At 41.3% G+C, this 17427-nt stretch carries 18 protein-coding genes and 1 pseudogene; 7 read left to right on the forward strand and 12 right to left on the reverse strand.

Features of this window, described 5'->3' with window-relative positions:
• Nucleotides 1-53: 53 nt before the first annotated feature.
• The 3 genes from speG to purM form a co-directional block, all read right to left on the reverse strand.
• Nucleotides 54-641, reverse strand: a complete 588-nt coding sequence (speG, locus tag PSF28_RS11300) for a spermidine N1-acetyltransferase (protein ID WP_272685071.1) — start codon at nucleotides 639-641, stop codon at nucleotides 54-56.
• A 234-nt stretch (nucleotides 642-875) separates the two neighbouring features.
• Entirely contained in the window at nucleotides 876-1514 is a 639-nt protein-coding gene (gene purN / locus PSF28_RS11305) for a phosphoribosylglycinamide formyltransferase (RefSeq protein WP_272685072.1), read from the reverse strand.
• Nucleotides 1514-2554: a phosphoribosylformylglycinamidine cyclo-ligase gene (gene purM / locus PSF28_RS11310; RefSeq protein WP_272664748.1), complete on the reverse strand. Its 1041-nt coding sequence runs from the start codon at nucleotides 2552-2554 to the stop codon at nucleotides 1514-1516. The genes purN and purM overlap by 1 nt, the downstream gene beginning before the upstream one ends.
• 353 nt (nucleotides 2555-2907) lie before the next feature.
• Here purM and upp point away from each other — a divergent pair, with 353 nt between their 5' ends.
• The 3 genes from upp (at nucleotide 2908) to hda (ending at nucleotide 5757) form a co-directional block, all read left to right on the forward strand.
• Nucleotides 2908-3534 carry a uracil phosphoribosyltransferase gene (gene upp, locus PSF28_RS11315; RefSeq protein WP_004253541.1) on the forward strand — a complete coding sequence of 209 codons (627 nt, stop codon included), beginning with the start codon at nucleotides 2908-2910 and terminating at the stop codon, nucleotides 3532-3534.
• 98 nt (nucleotides 3535-3632) lie between these two features.
• The gene (gene uraA / locus PSF28_RS11320; protein WP_210836314.1) at nucleotides 3633-4928 is read left to right on the forward strand and encodes a uracil permease; all 1296 of its coding nucleotides are present in this window, start codon (nucleotides 3633-3635) and stop codon (nucleotides 4926-4928) included.
• Between the two features lie 127 nt (nucleotides 4929-5055).
• Nucleotides 5056-5757 carry a DnaA inactivator Hda gene (hda, locus tag PSF28_RS11325; protein ID WP_210836344.1) on the forward strand — a complete coding sequence of 234 codons (702 nt, stop codon included), beginning with the start codon at nucleotides 5056-5058 and terminating at the stop codon, nucleotides 5755-5757.
• Between the two features lie 43 nt (nucleotides 5758-5800).
• Here hda and arsC read toward each other — a convergent pair whose 3' ends face one another.
• Both arsC and PSF28_RS11335 read right to left on the reverse strand, forming a co-directional pair.
• A complete protein-coding gene (gene arsC / locus PSF28_RS11330; RefSeq protein ID WP_210836313.1) occupies nucleotides 5801-6157 on the reverse strand; it encodes an arsenate reductase (glutaredoxin) in 357 nt (118 codons plus the stop codon).
• A gap of 12 nt (nucleotides 6158-6169) precedes the next feature.
• Entirely contained in the window at nucleotides 6170-7633 is a 1464-nt protein-coding gene (locus PSF28_RS11335; RefSeq protein WP_210836311.1) for a beta-barrel assembly-enhancing protease, read from the reverse strand.
• Nucleotides 7634-7828: 195 nt separating this feature from the next.
• On the opposite strand from PSF28_RS11335, the gene PSF28_RS11340 reads away from it, so the two are divergent.
• Nucleotides 7829-8893, forward strand: a complete 1065-nt coding sequence (locus PSF28_RS11340; RefSeq protein WP_210836307.1) for an AI-2E family transporter — start codon at nucleotides 7829-7831, stop codon at nucleotides 8891-8893.
• Between the two features lie 47 nt (nucleotides 8894-8940).
• Here PSF28_RS11340 and bcp read toward each other — a convergent pair whose 3' ends face one another.
• Together bcp and PSF28_RS11350 are read right to left on the reverse strand one after the other, a co-directional pair.
• On the reverse strand, nucleotides 8941-9411 hold the full coding sequence (gene bcp / locus PSF28_RS11345) for a thioredoxin-dependent thiol peroxidase (protein ID WP_004253548.1): 471 nt from the start codon (nucleotides 9409-9411) through the stop codon (nucleotides 8941-8943).
• Nucleotides 9412-9425: 14 nt separating this feature from the next.
• Entirely contained in the window at nucleotides 9426-9983 is a 558-nt protein-coding gene (locus tag PSF28_RS11350; RefSeq protein WP_004253549.1) for a glycine cleavage system transcriptional repressor, read from the reverse strand.
• A gap of 287 nt (nucleotides 9984-10270) precedes the next feature.
• On the opposite strand from PSF28_RS11350, the gene dapA reads away from it, so the two are divergent.
• The 3 genes from dapA to purC all read left to right on the forward strand — a co-directional run bounded on the left by dapA (nucleotide 10271) and on the right by purC (nucleotide 13487).
• Complete coding sequence (gene dapA / locus PSF28_RS11355; RefSeq protein WP_210836306.1) at nucleotides 10271-11179, forward strand: 4-hydroxy-tetrahydrodipicolinate synthase; 909 nt, start codon at nucleotides 10271-10273, stop codon at nucleotides 11177-11179.
• Between the two features lie 16 nt (nucleotides 11180-11195).
• Nucleotides 11196-12248: an outer membrane protein assembly factor BamC gene (gene bamC, locus PSF28_RS11360; protein WP_004911365.1), complete on the forward strand. Its 1053-nt coding sequence runs from the start codon at nucleotides 11196-11198 to the stop codon at nucleotides 12246-12248.
• Between the two features lie 525 nt (nucleotides 12249-12773).
• The gene (purC, locus tag PSF28_RS11365) at nucleotides 12774-13487 is read left to right on the forward strand and encodes a phosphoribosylaminoimidazolesuccinocarboxamide synthase (RefSeq protein ID WP_004911363.1); all 714 of its coding nucleotides are present in this window, start codon (nucleotides 12774-12776) and stop codon (nucleotides 13485-13487) included.
• Nucleotides 13488-13719: 232 nt separating this feature from the next.
• Here the strand turns inward: purC and PSF28_RS11370 are convergent.
• The 5 genes and pseudogenes from PSF28_RS11370 to PSF28_RS11390 all read right to left on the reverse strand — a co-directional run.
• Nucleotides 13720-14361: pseudogene (locus PSF28_RS11370) on the reverse strand (energy-coupling factor ABC transporter ATP-binding protein); the annotation flags it as partial.
• Entirely contained in the window at nucleotides 14348-15211 is an 864-nt protein-coding gene (locus PSF28_RS11375) for an energy-coupling factor ABC transporter ATP-binding protein (protein ID WP_272685073.1), read from the reverse strand. The gene PSF28_RS11375 and the pseudogene PSF28_RS11370, both read right to left, overlap by 14 nt.
• Entirely contained in the window at nucleotides 15202-15906 is a 705-nt protein-coding gene (locus PSF28_RS11380; RefSeq protein WP_210836295.1) for an energy-coupling factor transporter transmembrane component T, read from the reverse strand. Before PSF28_RS11380 ends, PSF28_RS11375 begins: the two co-directional genes overlap by 10 nt.
• The gene (locus tag PSF28_RS11385) at nucleotides 15907-16488 is read right to left on the reverse strand and encodes an ECF transporter S component (protein WP_272685074.1); all 582 of its coding nucleotides are present in this window, start codon (nucleotides 16486-16488) and stop codon (nucleotides 15907-15909) included.
• Between the two features lie 36 nt (nucleotides 16489-16524).
• A complete protein-coding gene (locus tag PSF28_RS11390; protein ID WP_210836291.1) occupies nucleotides 16525-16950 on the reverse strand; it encodes a PPC domain-containing DNA-binding protein in 426 nt (141 codons plus the stop codon).
• Nucleotides 16951-17427 lie beyond the last annotated feature (477 nt).

The raw sequence follows: 17427 nt of genomic DNA on the forward strand, positions 1-17427 counted from the left end.
CTAACTCCGTATTAGACTCTTGTTACTTTATGGCTATGATACCAGTCAGTTAGCTAAATGTGTTGTTTAATTGCTTTATCTTGGGTAATAACACTTTCAGGATTGGCAAATTGTTGCTTCATCGTAAAATATTGCTGCTGAAAAATACACATACGGATAGCGGTGTGATAACGACCATTGACAAAAAATTCGTCGATCAATTCACCTTCAGTATGGAAGCCTAGTTTATTATAAATATGGATAGCTTTAACATTTTCTTTATCAACAATAAGATAAAGTTTATATAAGTTTAGTACGGAAAACGCGTAGTCCATTGCTAATTTTGCAGCACGACTCGCATAGCCATGCCCTTGATGGCTCGGAGCAATGATAATCTGAAACTCAGAGCGTCGGTGAATATAATCAATTTCGACTAACTCAACTAGGCCAACTTTCTCACTGTCATTTTCAACGATAAAGCGGCGTTCAGACTGGTCATGAATATGTTTATCGTAAAGATCGCTTAATTCAACAAAAGCTTCGTAAGGTTCTTCAAACCAATAGCGCATAACACTGGCATTGTTATCAAGCTGGTGAATGAATGCTAAATCTTCACGTTCAAGTGGGCGCAACCTAAACGGATGAACTTGCCCGATCGTCATAAAAATACCTCTATTTAGTTAGGAAAATGGTTTTGTTCTTCGACTATAAGGATAACATTTATTTGCGATAAAATAATGACACAGCACAGAGAGATTATCACCTTGTTGAAAAATAGTTCACGTTACCCAACGCTAATGTTTTTTATGTAATAGCTTGCGGTCGTGTTTTTATGTGAATGCGAAGAAAAAGGGTGGTTACCCACCCTTGAAATGAAGTTTTGGTCATCACGAATATTATTCGTTAGCATAACCTTGTTGCGGTAAAATTTTGTTATCTAACATAGCCTTACCATTTTGCATTGCTAATCGGCCACTAATGAACCACTCAACGACTAATGGGTAAATCATATGTTCTTGGGTTTTTACCCGCTCGATAATATCGTCTTCGGTATCTTGTTCAAAGATAGGCACTTTGGCTTGCAAAATAACGGGTCCACCATCCAGTTCTTCGGTAACGAAATGAACGGATGTGCCATGTTCTTTATCCCCATTTTCCAGCGCCTTACGGTGCGTGTGTAAACCGGGGTATTTCGGTAACAAAGAAGGGTGGATGTTGAGTAATTTACCAGCAAAGTGGTTGACGAATTGGGCTGATAAGATACGCATAAAACCCGCTAATACGACTAAATCAGGTTGAAATTGGTCGACTTGTGCGAGTAATGCAGCATCATATGCTTGGCGGTCAGTATACTGTTTGGCATCTAAAAAACAGGCTGGTATTCCAGCCTGTTGTGCTCGAACAAGCCCATAAGCATTGGCTTGGTTGCTAATGACAGCAACAATGTGAGCGCCAATTGCCCCAGTGCGGCAGCTATCAATTAATGATTGCAAATTACTACCGCTGCCAGAAATGAGGACAACAATTTTTTTCATTAGCGGATCACAACCTGCTCTTCACCCGCGGGTAATGCGCCAATTGTACCGATTTGCCATGCGTTTTCACCAAGCTTGTTCAACAGAGCAAGTGCATTTTCAACTTCCTGCTGTGGCAGAGCAATAATAATTCCCACACCACAGTTGAAGGTACGGTACATTTCATGAGTGCTCACATCACCAGCTTGCTGTAGCCAGTTAAAGACAGCAGGCCATTGCCAGCTGCTACCGTCAATAATGGCTTGTGTGTTGTCAGGCAGTACGCGAGGAATATTTTCCCAGAAACCACCGCCAGTAATGTGGGCAATTGCATGGATATCACTGTTTGCGATCAGCTCTAATACATTTTTAACGTAAATGCGTGTTGGTTCTAATAAGTGGTCAGCTAAAGATTTCCCATCTAATTGAGTTTCTTCTGGATTGGTTTGACTGACTTCGAGGATCTTGCGAACCAGCGAGTAACCATTTGAATGTGGGCCACTAGAGGCTAAAGCAATTAAGGCATCTCCGGCACTCACTTTGCTACCATCGATGATTTCTGAGCGCTCAACAACTCCCACACAGAAACCCGCTACATCGTAGTCTTCGCCATGGTACATTCCTGGCATTTCGGCGGTTTCACCACCCACTAACGCACAACCCGATTGTTTACAACCTTCTGCGATACCCGTAATCACACTCGCAGCGGTATCGACATCCAGTTTACCGGTCGCGTAATAATCAAGGAAGAACAGGGGCTCTGCGCCTTGAACAATCAAGTCATTGACACACATTGCCACGAGGTCAATTCCAATGGAATCATGACGTTTTAAATCCATTGCTAAGCGTAATTTGGTACCGACACCGTCAGTGCCTGAAACTAAAACGGGCTCACGGTATTTCTGTGGTAGGGAACATAATGCACCGAATCCCCCAAGACCTCCCATGACTTCTGGGCGGCGGGTTTCTTTTACGACACCTTTAATACGTTCAACCAAGGCGTTACCCGCATCAATATCAACACCGGCATCTTTATAGCTGAGAGAGGTTTTATCAGTCACTACGGCCCCCAAGGCAATTACATTTTTGAGAAAAATAACATCATTGACATTATTCTAACAGGCTAGGCAAACGTTTGCGATAGCTTTGTGTTGGAAATTTTTGGGTACGTACAATCAAAGAATGGAGAACGTTATAGAAGTTGTACAGCAAAATAATAAATGTATTTATTTAAATCAAATTTGCGGTTTAGCCAATTTCAACTTAACTGAGATGAGGTATAATTTAAAAAAAATGATGTTAATCGTTGTTGTTTTGACCAAAATCAAGCGTTATCTAGTGGCAACCAAAGCTAAAAGAGGTATAATCCGGCGATTTTTTTGTCCGCCGCCGTCTTAAATAGTAGGAGAAACCCATGAAGATCGTTGAGGTAAAACACCCTCTCGTTAAACATAAACTCGGCCTGATGCGAGATCATGATATAAGCACAAAACGCTTTCGTGAACTGGCCTCAGAGGTTGGTAGCCTACTGACTTATGAAGCAACTGCTGACCTTGAAACTGAAAAAGTGACTATCGATGGTTGGTGTGGTCCTGTAGAAATAGAACAAATTAAAGGTAAGAAAATCACTGTAGTACCAATTCTTCGTGCGGGTATTGGTATGATGAACGGTGTATTAGATAGCATTCCAAGTGCACGTATCAGTGTGGTAGGTGTTTATCGTGATGAAGAAACACTGCAGCCTGTCCCTTATTTCCAAAAACTCGCGTCTAACATTGAAGAGCGTATGGCATTAGTGGTCGACCCAATGTTAGCGACGGGTGGCTCAATGATTGCTACCATTGATTTATTAAAAAATGCGGGTTGTACCTCGATTAAAATCTTAGTTCTTGTTGCAGCGCCTGAAGGTTTAAAAGCGTTGGAAGCTGCGCATCCAGATGTTGAATTATATACCGCTTCAATTGATGAGTATTTAAATGAAGAGGGATATATCGTTCCGGGTCTCGGTGATGCGGGCGACAAGATATTTGGTACTAAATAATGATAAGCCGACTGAGAAGTCGGCTTTTTTTTGATTAATTGTAGAGACTCACTGCTTATTCAGTGATTAGCCATTTCGCTAAAAGAGGATAAAGTCAAATGACACGTCGCACCATCAGTGTTGAAGAAAGACCCCCATTATTACAAACTATACCACTGAGCCTTCAACACCTATTTGCTATGTTTGGCGCAACCGTTATCGTACCGATTCTGTTTGGTGTAAACCCCGCTACAATTTTGCTGTTTAATGGGATCGGAACGCTGCTGTATCTGTTTATTTGTAAAGGGCAAATACCTGCTTATTTAGGTTCAAGTTTTGCATTTATTTCCCCAGTGCTGATTTTATTACCATTAGGTTATGAACTGGCGCTTGGCGGCTTTATTATCTGTGGCGTGCTATTCTGTATTGTTGCGCTGATTGTTAAAGTTGCAGGAAGAGGGTGGATAAACGTTATGTTTCCCCCAGCAGCCATGGGGGCAATCGTAGCCGTAATTGGTTTAGAATTAGCTCAAACGGCTGCAGGTATGGCTGGGCTATTGCCTAAAGATGGGGCTGCGGTCGATTCGAACACGTTAATTATTTCTCTGACCACGTTATCAGTCACTATTCTCTGCGCTGTCGTTTTCCGTGGATTTTTATCTATCATTCCAATTTTAATCGGTTTTTTAGCGGGTTATGCATTGTCCTATTTTATGGGTATTGTGGACTTTACCCCAGTTATTGAAGCGCCGTGGTTTGCTATCCCAACGTTTTATACACCGCGTTTTGAATGGTTTGCTATTTTAACCATTTTACCTGCCGCGCTAGTCGTTATTGCTGAACACGTGGGGCATTTAGTGGTGACAGCAAATATTGTTGAACGTGATTTAATGAAGTCGCCAGGCTTACACCGCTCAATGTTTGCAAATGGGTTTTCTACGGTGATCTCCGGTTTCTTTGGTTCAACACCGAACACCACTTATGGTGAAAATATTGGTGTAATGGCTATTACCAAGGTATATAGCACATGGGTCATTGGTGGCGCTGCGGTAATCGCCATTTTGTTATCTTGTGTTGGTAAATTAGCGGCCGCTATCCAATTAGTGCCTGTGCCTGTGATGGGTGGGGTTTCACTCTTATTGTACGGGGTGATTGGTGCATCAGGTATTCGTGTGTTGATTGATTCAAAAGTCGATTATAACAAGCCACAAAATTTGATTTTAACCTCAGTGATTTTAATTATTGGTGTCAGCGGAGCCGTTATCCATATTGGTCAAGCTGAACTCAAAGGTATGGCACTGGCAACGATAGTCGGGATCTTTATGGCATTATTATTCCGTTTTATAACGTTTGTTAGGCCTGAAAAGCAATTTGTGACATCTGAAGTCCAAGAGCTTGATAGCAATAAAAAATAAGCCACACAATTTTCCATAATGCCGTTCAATTGTTTGAACGGCATTTGGTCACCGTTCTTATTCATCTATCCGTGTTTTTTATGGTAAACTGCTAGATGAAAATTGATTTGTACAGCCAGAGGCGCTTCTGAACACACCATCACAGCTTTCATTACCACTATATCTGCCAGATGATGAAACCTTTGCGAGCTTTTATGCAGGGGAAAATGGGGCGTTGCTGTCTGCTATTCAATCTGCTATTAATCAACCACATGGCAGTTATATCTATTATTGGTCGCGTGAAGGCGGTGGGAAAAGCCATTTACTGCACGCAGCTTGTGCAGAGTTGTCTGAACAAGGCATTGCGGTCGGTTATGTTCCTTTAGATAAACGTGCGTATTTTGTTCCTGAAGTACTAGACGGTATGGAACATTTATCACTCGTTTGTATTGATAATATTCAGTGCATCGGGGGTGATGAAGAGTGGGAAATGGCGATTTTCAATTTGTATAATCGTATTTTGGAAATTGGTCGCACTTGTCTATTAATTACTGGGGACCGGCCTCCTCGGCAAATCGAACTGAAATTACCCGATTTAGCCTCTCGCCTTGATTGGGGGCAAATTTATAAATTGCACCCACTGAGTGACGAAGATAAGATTTGGGCACTACAATTACGCGCTCGCATCCGTGGTTTTGAATTACCAGAAGATGTTTGCCGTTTTGTATTAAAACGTCTAGATAGAAAAATGGGAACGTTGTTTGATATCTTAAACAAACTTGACCATGCATCAATCGTTGCTCAGCGCAAATTAACGATTCCTTTCGTAAAAGATATTTTAAAACTCTAGTTAATTAAATGAGTTGGCAGCCGTATAGCTGCCAAAATAGAGTTTATAAGATTTCACAGACCTGCTCAGGCGGACGACCTAAACGTGCTTTATCACCATTAACAACAATAGGGCGTTCAATCAATTTAGGGTTTTCATTCATTGCTTTAACGAGTTGATCCTGTGTTAAGCTGTCATCGTTTAAATTCAATTCCTTATACAGCTCTTCTTTGGTGCGCATTAATTGACGAGCATCTTTAAAGCCTAACATTTTAAGGAGTTTTTTGATTTCAGCAGCCGTTGGGGGCGTTTTTAAATATTCGATCACGGTGGGAACAATACCCTTATCAGTTAAAAGGGCTAAGGTTTCGCGGCTTTTAGAACAGCGTGGGTTGTGGTAAATCTTAATCGAATCCGTCATTATTATAATTCCTTACGGTTTTGCATTTTTGTCACGTAATTGTAGTTTTCTAAGCTCATCAATGCGAGCGTCATAACGCTGTTGTTCATAGCTGCCTAAACGGCTTTGACGGCTAGCATCACTGAGATAATTAATTGCAGTGTCATAGTTACCCCGTAACGCCATTCCTTCTGCGTAAGCAGCAAGTTCTTCGGTACGCTTACCTTGTTTTGCGGACGCTTCTGCCAGTAAATCCCAGCCAATCGGGTCATCTGGGTAATCAAACGTATATTTATTCAGTAAGGTTGTTGCTTCTTTATATTGATGATTATTAATTAATGCGTTGGCAAGGTTGACAATAAATACGGTATTTTTCGGTGATTTTTTCAAAGCATTCTGTAAACGAGAGACCGCTCTAGAGACTTGATGTTGTTCAATATCAACATCAGTCATGCTATCGATAAACCAAGGGTTATCGGGTTGTTTCGCTAATAGCTCTGTCAGGATTTTTCCTGCCTCTGCGTACTTTTTGTCTTGAGAAAGTAGTAGCGCTTTACCGTATTGCGCTGCAATTTGTTCTTGTGCAGAACCTTTACCATAGTTTTCAATGATTTGGTCTAAAGCATGTTTTTGCTCGGTACTATACATAGCCAAAATACGAACTCGGGCTAACATAAAGTCCAGTGATGATGGCACACTCACTTTAGGATATTGATTCGAACGGTTTCTTGCATCAGCTAAACGGCTATCCGGCAAGGGGTGCGTTAATAGAATTTCAGGGGGCTTTGACATATAGCGAGTTTGGTCTGACATTGTTTGCATAAAATCAGCCATCGCATGCGGGTCAAAGCCAGAGCGTCTTAATGTCTGCAAGCCAATACGATCAGCTTCTTGCTCATTGGCTTGGGTAAAGCTGATCATACCTTGCTGAACCCCTGCCATTGTTCCTGTTAAAGCGGCAAAACCGGCTTGAGGATTCGCCATCACTAACAGTAAAGAACCAATGGTCCCAGCAATCGCGAGAGGAGTGGTACTTTTTTGATCTTCCATCATTCGCGCAAGGTGCCTTTGCGTAACGTGAGATATTTCGTGCGCCATGACGGATGCTAGCTGACTTTCATTCTGGCTGTACCGGAACAATGCGGAGTGCAGCACTACATTGCCCCCAAAATAGGCGTATGCGTTAATATTGGGGTTGTTGACTAAATAGAACTTAAACGGTGTTTTAACTGAGTCGGCATTTTTCACTAACCGCATGCCAAGTTTGTTAACATATTGGGTTAACAATGGGTCATAAATAAGAGGGGTGCTGGCACGTATTTGTCGTGTGATAGCATCTCCCATAATAATTTCTTGGTTGATGCTAAGTGTGCCTCCTGCTGTAGTTCCTATATCGGGTAAGGTATCTTCAATTGCACTATAAGCAGGTAAAACTGCACCGTTCATTAGCGCAGCGATCATGAAAGCCAATAATGGATATTTTAAATTTTTCTTCATGAAACGTGAGTATCCCATACAACATTTTAATTTAGGGTAAGTACCGACTTTATTTCGGGTGTGCTTTAAGTAAGGCACCTAAAAATGCGAAAAGTTTAAAACACATGATAGCAAAAGCTATCGTAAAATCTGTTCTTCGGTATAATTTTCGTTACTTTAGGAACTGTCCTTTGTGTTATTCCCTAGGAGCAATAAATGCTGGAATTGTTTTTACAGTGGTATCGTCGGCGTTTTGCTGACCCACAAGCCATAGCCCTCTTTACATTACTCGTATCGGGGTTTGTAATCATCTTCTTTTTCAGCAGTATACTGGCTCCATTGCTGGCGGCAATTGCTTTAGCTTATTTGCTTGAATGGCCAACCAATTTATTACAACGCATAGGGTTATCCCGTTCAGTTGCTGTCGGTATCATTTTGACCTTATTCGCCGGAATAAGTGCCATGGTTATTTTAATTATTGCACCAACCGCATGGCAGCAAGGGATTAATTTGATGGCCGATCTGCCAAATATGGTTAACCGTTTCAATGAATTTGCACAAAAATTGCCAGAGCAATATCCCGCATTAGTGGATGTCGGTATTATCGATATGATGTCAGATAACCTGCGTAGTCGTATGTCGGGTATTGCAGACTCAGTGGTTAAAGCGTCAGTTGCTTCATTAATTGGTATTTTTACTTTAGCGGTTTACTTAGTTCTAGTGCCGTTGATGACATTCTTTCTTTTAAAAGATAAAGAGCGTATTAGCAAAAGCTTTCTCAAGCTGTTACCGAAAAATCGTTTGTTAGTGGGTAAAGTTTGGGTCGAAATGAATGAACAAATCACTAATTATTTGCGAGGAAAAGTCACGGAAATGGTGATTGTTGGGGGAGCAACATATTTATGTTTTGCTTACTTTGACTTGCGTTATTCCGTATTGTTGTCGGTTCTTGTCGGGGTGGCGGTATTAATCCCTTATATTGGTGCGGTCGCAGCCACGATCCCCGTGGTTATTGTTGCGCTCTTTCAGTACGGTATTGGCAGTGAATTTTGGTACTTAATGTTGGCTTATTTAGTCATTCAAGGTTTGGATAGCAACGTTGTAGTGCCTTTATTATTTTCTGAAGCCGTGAATTTACATCCGCTAGTGATTATTTTATCTGTTGTGGTGTTTGGTGGGTTATGGGGCTTTTGGGGCGTGTTTTTTGCAATACCATTAGCAACACTGATTAAAGCGGTGATTCATGTATGGCCGGAAGAGCCAACGGAATCAACGAACTAGGTTAGGAATAGTGCTGTATGGGGGCATACAGCACTAAGAAGTAACGATTAAGCGTGTGTATTGATGTAATCAAGCACGATTTCGTGGTGGTTACTGGTTTTAAAATTGTCAAAGACGTGTTCTATTTTCCCAGTAGGGTCAACAAGGAAGCTAATGCGATGAATACCATCATAGGTTTTCCCCATGAATTGTTTTTCACCCCAAACCCCAAATTGCTCACATACTTGGTGGTCTTCATCTGATAATAAAGTGAAGTTCAACATCTCTTTTTCAGCGAAACGAGACAGTTTCTCTGGTTTGTCTGTGCTAATACCTAATACTTCGACACCTTTCGCTTTAAGTGTATCCATTTCATCACGTAGACCACACGCTTGAACAGTACAGCCAGGAGTCATCGCTTTAGGATAAAAGTAAACTAATACGCGCTGACCCTGGTAATCAGAAAGATTGATGAGCTCACCATCTTGGTCAGGAAGGCTAAATTGAGGCGCCTTATCACCGGCTTTCAATGGGTTCATTACATATATCTCCGTTAACTTTGCATGTTGGGGTTGTTAACAATACTTATGTTGCCTTTAGCATTTAGCATTGTACACAGTTGTTGAAATTTATTTTTTATAATTATGCCATTATCGTCCAACGGATCGTGTGCAGTAATCTGAATTTCCAGTTGAGCGGGCATATCATTATTGGCTGGTTGTGTTTTAGAAACAAGCTCCGCGATATTACATTGCGAGGTTGTGAATAAATTTGTGAATTGCTCGACAATACGAGGTGCGTCGTCGACAACAACATTCACTGTTACTGTCGATGGGTAATAGGTTGTTTGCACGCTCTGAGTTCTTTTCATTACGATGAGCAAGTCGAGCTCGGCACCTTTAGGTGGCAATGTCGCCTCTAAAAGAGTGATAGCATTCCAACTGCCTGATAACATCATAATGAAGGTGAATTCCTTGCCAAACATCGCTAAGCGACTATCTTCAATATTACAATCACACTCGCTGACGAGGCGTGTAATGGTATTCACAATGCCCGGACGATCTGTTCCCAGCGCAGTAATGACAAGAAATTGCTGTTCAGTCTTAGGCAAAGTCTATTCCTTAGTATTTTAATTATGTCAGTTAAACATTTAATTAGAATATAGCAGTAAAATTCTAGCGCTAACAACTGACTGACTATGAGGGTAAGGAAACCATAAAAAAGGCAATCTGCCAAGGGGATAAATAGACTCTTGCGAGAAATATCAGTGAATTATTACTTCTATTTAAGTTAATGTCCTCGGCATTAACAAAATTCATTAAATTCTTGCTATTGAGTGGTTTTCTTCTTTGAAATGAAAAAGTAACATGGTAGTTCAATTATTAAGGGGGTATCGCTATGGCTAATGGAAACGCAAATTATAAAGATTTTTTAACGGGAAGCATTGTTGCAGTTATTACACCAATGGATTCGGCAGGGCGTTTAGATAAAGCCAGCCTGAAAAAGTTGGTGGATTATCATGTTGAAAGCGGAACAACTGCGATTGTTTCTGTTGGTACAACTGGCGAATCAGCAACCTTAACGCACAAAGAACATGTGGATGTCGTGAAAGCGACGCTTGAATTAGCAGATGGCCGTATTCCTATTATTGCAGGAGCTGGTGCAAATGCTACCGCTGAAGCTATTTCGCTGACAAATGAGTTTGAAAACAGTGGTGTAGTTGCTTGCCTGACGGTAACACCTTATTATAATAGGCCTTCTCAAGAAGGGCTATATCAACACTTTAAGGCAATTTCAGAAAACACCAGCTTGCCACAGATTCTTTATAATGTACCATCACGCACAGGTTGCGATATGCTGCCAGAAACCGTGGGGCGCTTAGCAAAATTGAAGAATATTGTCGCAATTAAAGAAGCGACAGGGAACTTAGCAAGGGTTCATCAAATCAAAGAGCTGGTTGATGACGATTTTGTGCTGTTAACGGGTGATGATGCTACGGCGCTTGACTTCATGCAGTTGGGTGGAAAGGGTGTTATTTCAGTCACATCTAACGTTGCGGCCGCACAGATGGTAAAAATGTGTGACTTAGCGCTTGCAGGCAAATATACTGAGGCGCGTGAATTAAATAAAAAACTGATGGGGCTTCATCTTCAGTTATTTGTTGAACCAAATCCAATTCCAGCGAAATGGGGCTGCCACCGCTTAGGCCTGATTGCAGATGGGACATTACGGTTGCCAATGACACCGTTAACCACCTCGGGCCAGCAAAAAGTTGAGGAAGCCTTGAAACTCGCTGGATTACTGTAAAATTTAGGGAATTTTAATGGCAACATTATTGCAAAAATCGAAGGTTATGAAGGTTGCTGGCCTGTCACTTGTCGTGTTACTGGCAGCCTGCTCCAGCGATCAGCGCTATAAACGACAGGTCAGTGGTGATGAGGAATATCTCAATGCTGCGCCATTGAAAGTGTTGAATGTGCCACAGGGGCTTACATTACCAGAACAAAATGGTGAGTATGATATCCCTAAAGCCACATCAACAGGGGCAATAGGAAAAGCGTTAGACATTCGTCCACCAGTACTGACAATTTCGCAATTAGCGGGTTCTCGTACAGAGGATAGCGCTCAAGCAAGTCGTTTGTTGCTAGAAAATACACCTGAAAATAGTGCGCTTTGGTCACAAGTTACGATGATCTTAGAGCAAAGAGGGATTCCAGTTTCATCTAAAGACGATGGCTCTCGCTCAATTGAAACCGATTGGGTGAAATGGGATCGCGCAGATGAAAACGTACCGATTGAGAGTCGCCATAAAGTTACGGTGCAACCAGAAAACGGTATGATGGCATTAACGGTAACTAGCTTAGGCTTACGTCAAGGGGGGGAGACAATTACGGATGTTGTCGAAACTCAACGTTATAACAAGCTGTTATTGAATGAATTAACCGATAACTTATATACGTTACGTGATACTTCAAACAAAAATAGCATCCAAAATGCTTATGGTATCATTGATGTTCAAACCGGTAGTGACGATACTGGCTTACCTTTAGTTGTGGTTCGTGCGCCATTTGATGCAGTATGGGAACGTTTACCTCACACCTTAGAAAGTGTTGGTATGAAAGTGGGTGACCGTACGCGCTCAAGTGGTTCTGTGATGGTAACTTACAAAGGTTTAAGCAGCTCAGAATGGCAGGCTTTGGGTATTGATGACCCCACTGTGCCAGAAGCAGATTATAAAGTGCAGGTTGGTGACTTAAATAACCGTAGTACACTGCAATTTATCACCACCAAAGGTGTGCCTTTAACACAAAAACAAAATGATGAAATGGTTGCAGCGCTGAAAGCAGCATTTAGTAAAGCACCTGCCAAAAAGTAATAATTCAACATTTTGAGGTGACTAATTAAACCGTAGCTTAAATACAAGCTGCGGTTTTTTTATTTAAATTGGATGGAGTTGTATTAGGGTAAAGATATTAAGTTTCATACGCATAGGCTGGTGGTTATCAGCTCTGTATTTTGTTTATTTCATGCTACTCGTAATCTATATACTTAGTTAGTTATTAAATAGCATTTCATCAATTTCAATTTTCCTTCTCTGGTCGGCTAATTTTATCTTTCATGTTTTCACCTAAAACAAATGGACAAAAAATCAGTGTTTATGGTTAAGTAATCGTTTGCGTCTACTCGGGAATTTTATTATCATGATTAGCAGTTAATTATAAAATATTGAATATCAGCTAGTTAGCGTTTTACGTGGTGAATTTCAGTAACTGACTGAAACAGAGCAGAAAATTAACAATGAATAGGCCATTTAATTGGCTTTTGTTCTTCTGTTACTTATCTGAATCTGCTGTGCAGGTTGATTTTTGTTTAGTTTAATCACATCCCTGGAGTGTGTAAGATGCAAAAGAAAGCTGAGTTGTATCGTGGTAAGGCAAAAACAGTCTATACCACAGAGGATCCTGATCTCTTGGTTCTGGAGTTCCGTAATGATACATCAGCACTCGATGGTGAGCGTATCGAGCAGTTTGACCGTAAAGGTATGGTAAATAACAAATTTAACCATTTCATTATGAGCAAATTAGAAGCCGCTGGTATTCCAACACAAATGGAAGCATTATTGTCTGACACTGAAGCTCTAGTGAAAAAATTAGACATGGTGCCTGTTGAGTGTGTGATCCGTAACCGTGCAGCCGGTTCACTAGTCAAACGCTTAGGTGTTGAAGAAGGCATGGTGTTAAATCCGCCACTATTTGACTTATTTTTAAAGGACGATGCCAAACACGACCCAATGGTGAATGAATCGTACTGTGAGACTTTTGGTTGGGTGAGCAAAGAAAACTTGGCAAAAATGCGTGAGCTAAGCTACAAAGCCAATGAAGTGCTCAGTAAAATCTTTGCGGATGCAGGGCTAATCTTAGTCGATTTTAAACTGGAGTTTGGCTTGTATAAAGGCCAAGTGGTATTAGGCGATGAGTTTTCGCCAGACGGCAGCCGTTTATGGGATAAAGAAACGCTCAATAAAATGGATAAAGACCGTTTTCGTCAGAGCCTTGGTGGCTTAATCGAAGCTTACGAAGAAGTCGCACGCCGTATTGGCGTACAGCTAGATTAATCAATTTCCTATAATTTGAATGAGATTTTAGCCTGCATTGCAGGCTATTTTTTTAGTCGCTAATCGAGGGTGATTGTTGGCTAATAAAATGTGTAATCCATGATGAGAGAACGGTATCAGTAGTCTTTATTTGTAGTTGTTGACTAAGTGACATCAATGTAGGCGCGGGCAATGGGCTTTCGACTTGTAACTCTGGATGGCTTAATATTTCAGCTGGCTGACCGTCAGCGATGAGTTCTCCATTTGATAAATGCAATACGCGTTGAAAATGGCGGGCAACAAAATCAAGGTCGTGGCTAATAGAAACGATGGTTACCCCTTTTTCGCGCTGCAAGGTTAGCCAATGCTCAAATTTGCGTAGCCAAAAAGCGTCGAAGTCACGGCTTGGCTCATCAAGCAGCAATAACTTAGGTGAAACAGCCTCTAAACAGGCAACAGCAACCATCCTGCGTTGGCCTGCATGTAAATCTAAAGGGTGTTTATCTGCTACATCGGCTAGGTGACAAATTTCAAGTGCTTGCTGTACTCGTGCGTGAATATCACGTTTATGATATCTCTGGCGTTTTAAACCAAAAGCAATCTCATCACGCACACAACTATGAAAAATTTGTTTCTCAGCTTCTTGGAATAAAATACCGATATGGTTGGCTCTTTGTGGTGAGGAAAGAAGGTTAAGCGGTTGGCTATCAAGCTGAATATCACCTTGTGTAGGGCGTAATAACCCCGCGAGAAGGCGTAATAATGTTGATTTACCTGCACCATTATCCCCAACTAAAGCGACCCATTCACCAGAGTGAATAGATAGAGATAAAGATTGTATATTATCAATAGTAGAGCTGGGCCAACGATAGCTCAGGTTTTTAATCTGTAACATTCCGCTCCTTAAACATCTGTAGCAATTGTGCTTCATTGTGGGGAATTGTTTCTCGCCAATGCCCTAATTTGGCCAATTCACCTATAGCACGCCAAGCCTCTGGCATATTGATTGTTTCAATAGCATCAAGAAAAACATCATCCAAACAGCCTGTAGCAACCACTTTTCCAGATTCTAAAAAGGCTTTGCCGGTACTCAATAAAAGGAATGAATCACAGAAACTGATGGCAGGTAATAAATTGCGTTCAAAAAAAATAATGCTGCAGTTTGTGTGTTCTGTATAGTGTTGCAATTGCGCTAAAATACGCTGTGTTGCACTGGGTGTTAGCCGACTAAAGGCTTCATCGAGCAAGAGGAGTTTAGGTTGCATCGCTAATGCACTTGCTAACACGACACGTTGTGCTTCACCGCCCGATAATGTCGCAGGATGGCGCTTACGTAGAGCTTCACAAAACGTGAGTGCAATCGCGTGTTCAACTCGTTCACTAATTTCACTGGGTGATAAGCCAAGGTTTTCAGGCCCGAACGCAATTTCCTGTTCAACGGTAAACGCGCAACCTGAGAGTTGTAATTGAGGGGATTGCTGAACAAGTTGGCGTGATATAGATACCTGAACCACAGAGCTGTCAGCCAAGGGGGCTTGTAATACCTCAGCGGTTCCTTCTATTTTCCCTTGAATAAGGTCACTATGCCAACCTGCAAGTATTTGTGCTAGCGTGCTTTTCCCGCTGCCATTACCACCAAATACACATAGCCATTGGCCTGCATTAAGCTGAAGATCAATCGGCCCTAATAAGGACTGCTCCGCGCTTTGTGGAATGAAGCGCATTTGTTGTAGATTCACCACCACAGAGAGAGACCACCTTCAATAAAAATTAACAAAACTAGCCCATACCTAAGTAGGGCTTGGAATGAACTATCCGTAGGTGGGTTCAATGTCGTGCGTTTAGCACAATAGCGAAAACCACGCATGTCTAATGCGGCTCCACGAATACTCAAATCACTAAGGGTATTACTGGCAAGTGGAAATAATAGGGCAGGTAATGATATAACACGTTGCCAAAAGCGCCCATCAAGGGGAACGCCTCTTGCCAATTGTGCCTCACGGATGGTGTTTAATTGCTGACGAAATTGTTCTGCAAGCAATAACGGACCTGCGAGTAGATATGCAAAACTAGCAGGTAAACGGCTAGCAAACAACGCACGAATAAAGCGTTCAGTCGGTACATATTGTAACCAAAGCTGAGAAGCGCTAATAATCGTTAATAACTTAAACCACAATGCCAGTGCAAATTCAGGGCGGCTATTTTTTAAGGTGTCGCCGGTTAATAGCTGGGCTAGCCAACCCCCGTGAATTAACCAAAGCCCTGCCGCCATGGGGAGCATAATCCATGTAACAATTTTCCAACGATGACGTGCAGGTCGCCAAAGTAATAAAGCAGCGAAAGTACTGCAACCAAGCACAATTAATAGCCAGCTCAGTGGTAAGAAAAGCGAACTTACACTGAGCCAAAACCAAATTGTTAGCGAGGTGAATGGATGCATTTAACTTACCTTCGCCATATTTGGATAATTACGTTGGACACGTTCTGGTAATTGTCGAACGAGTAACCAAGCAATAATGGCAGATGCAACTTTGTCCGCAATATTGGCGCCTAATACCGTAATTGCTACCGATTCTAATAAGTTATCGCCAACAGCATGGAAATACGCGACAAAGAAGTCAGCTCCGCTACCGGTTGTTCCTGCAAATAAGTATGTGCGAATAGGAACAGCAACTATCATTAACGCAAAAGTGATCACTACACCGGATAGAGCCACTCTTGGTAAGGTGCGAAAACCACCTGCGCGAGCTAATAACCCAGCGCTAAGGCCAATCATCATCGCAACAGGCGCAAATGCAGCGGCAATTGGCCCACTGAGTAAACCCCATAATAAATTAGTTAATAAACCACTTAATAACGCAACCCAAGGGCCTGCTAATAACGCACAAATTAATGTTCCTATAGAATCCAGAAAAATAGGCAGTTTTAGCATTGAACTTAATTGGCCAATAACCATATTAATGGCAATAGAAAAAACAATTAAAGTCAGTGTACGACTAGAAATAATCGACGTTTTAGCCATGACAAAGTCATTCCTTACAGTAATGGAATAATAAAATTAGCGAGAAGTGATGATAAGCTCTTCATAGCCTGATAACGGGCAAGGTTCACGAATGAAATTTACCTTTTCCAGTTCCCCAATAATCAGTTCTAATGTTGTTCTAACTGTGCAACCCGGCATCATATGACCACCGAGGACTTGCCCTTGCTCATCAGAGACAGCTAAATGCAGGTGTTCGCCTTTGGCATCTAAAGTGCCAATTAATGAAACAATTTCAAATTTACCTGTTGTGTGAAAGGTATCTTCTTGGCCTGCAAAACGTAGTGCAACGTCAGTTAAGCTACCGACACTGCTAGCAATGAATGCAGCTTGTAGGCCATGCTGCTCAATTTTATGTCTTAATGTTAAAAGTGCGTCTTCGCCAGGGATTAAGCGAATAGCAATAAAGCGCGCGTTTGAATAGGGCGATAAAGATTGGTTCATATTCTTAATCCTAATAATTGTGCTTATGCAGAGCGTCGCACAACCATTCAAATCATTAAAATTATAAATAATGCTAAGTTATGATTTTTCTGTATTAATTGTCTTTGCTTATTATACGCAATTGAGATGAATTGTCTGGTTGTAAAGGTATTTAGGACTATCTTCAGCAAAAGGCACCACAAGTTGGTTTTTATAATGATAAATATAAGAAAAACGTAGAAATAAAAAAATAAACAGTGATGAATATTCCGAATATTTAGCTTAAGTTTTTTCAGGGGTGGGTATTATCTGCATTACCATGCTAATTTTTATACAATTAAGCTTGTTGCCGTGAAATATGCTGAGATGCCATCTTTCGAGAAGTATTATAGAGATAATAAAGAACAACTAAAATGTCGCACTTTAGTTAATTAATTGTGTGGAGATAGTAAGGTTTTTTATTAATTAAAAATATCGTCGCCATAAAAATAAAAAGAG

The organism is Providencia sp. PROV130 (genome assembly GCF_028482225.1).
In the GTDB taxonomy this organism is placed as follows: domain Bacteria; phylum Pseudomonadota; class Gammaproteobacteria; order Enterobacterales; family Enterobacteriaceae; genus Providencia; species Providencia rettgeri.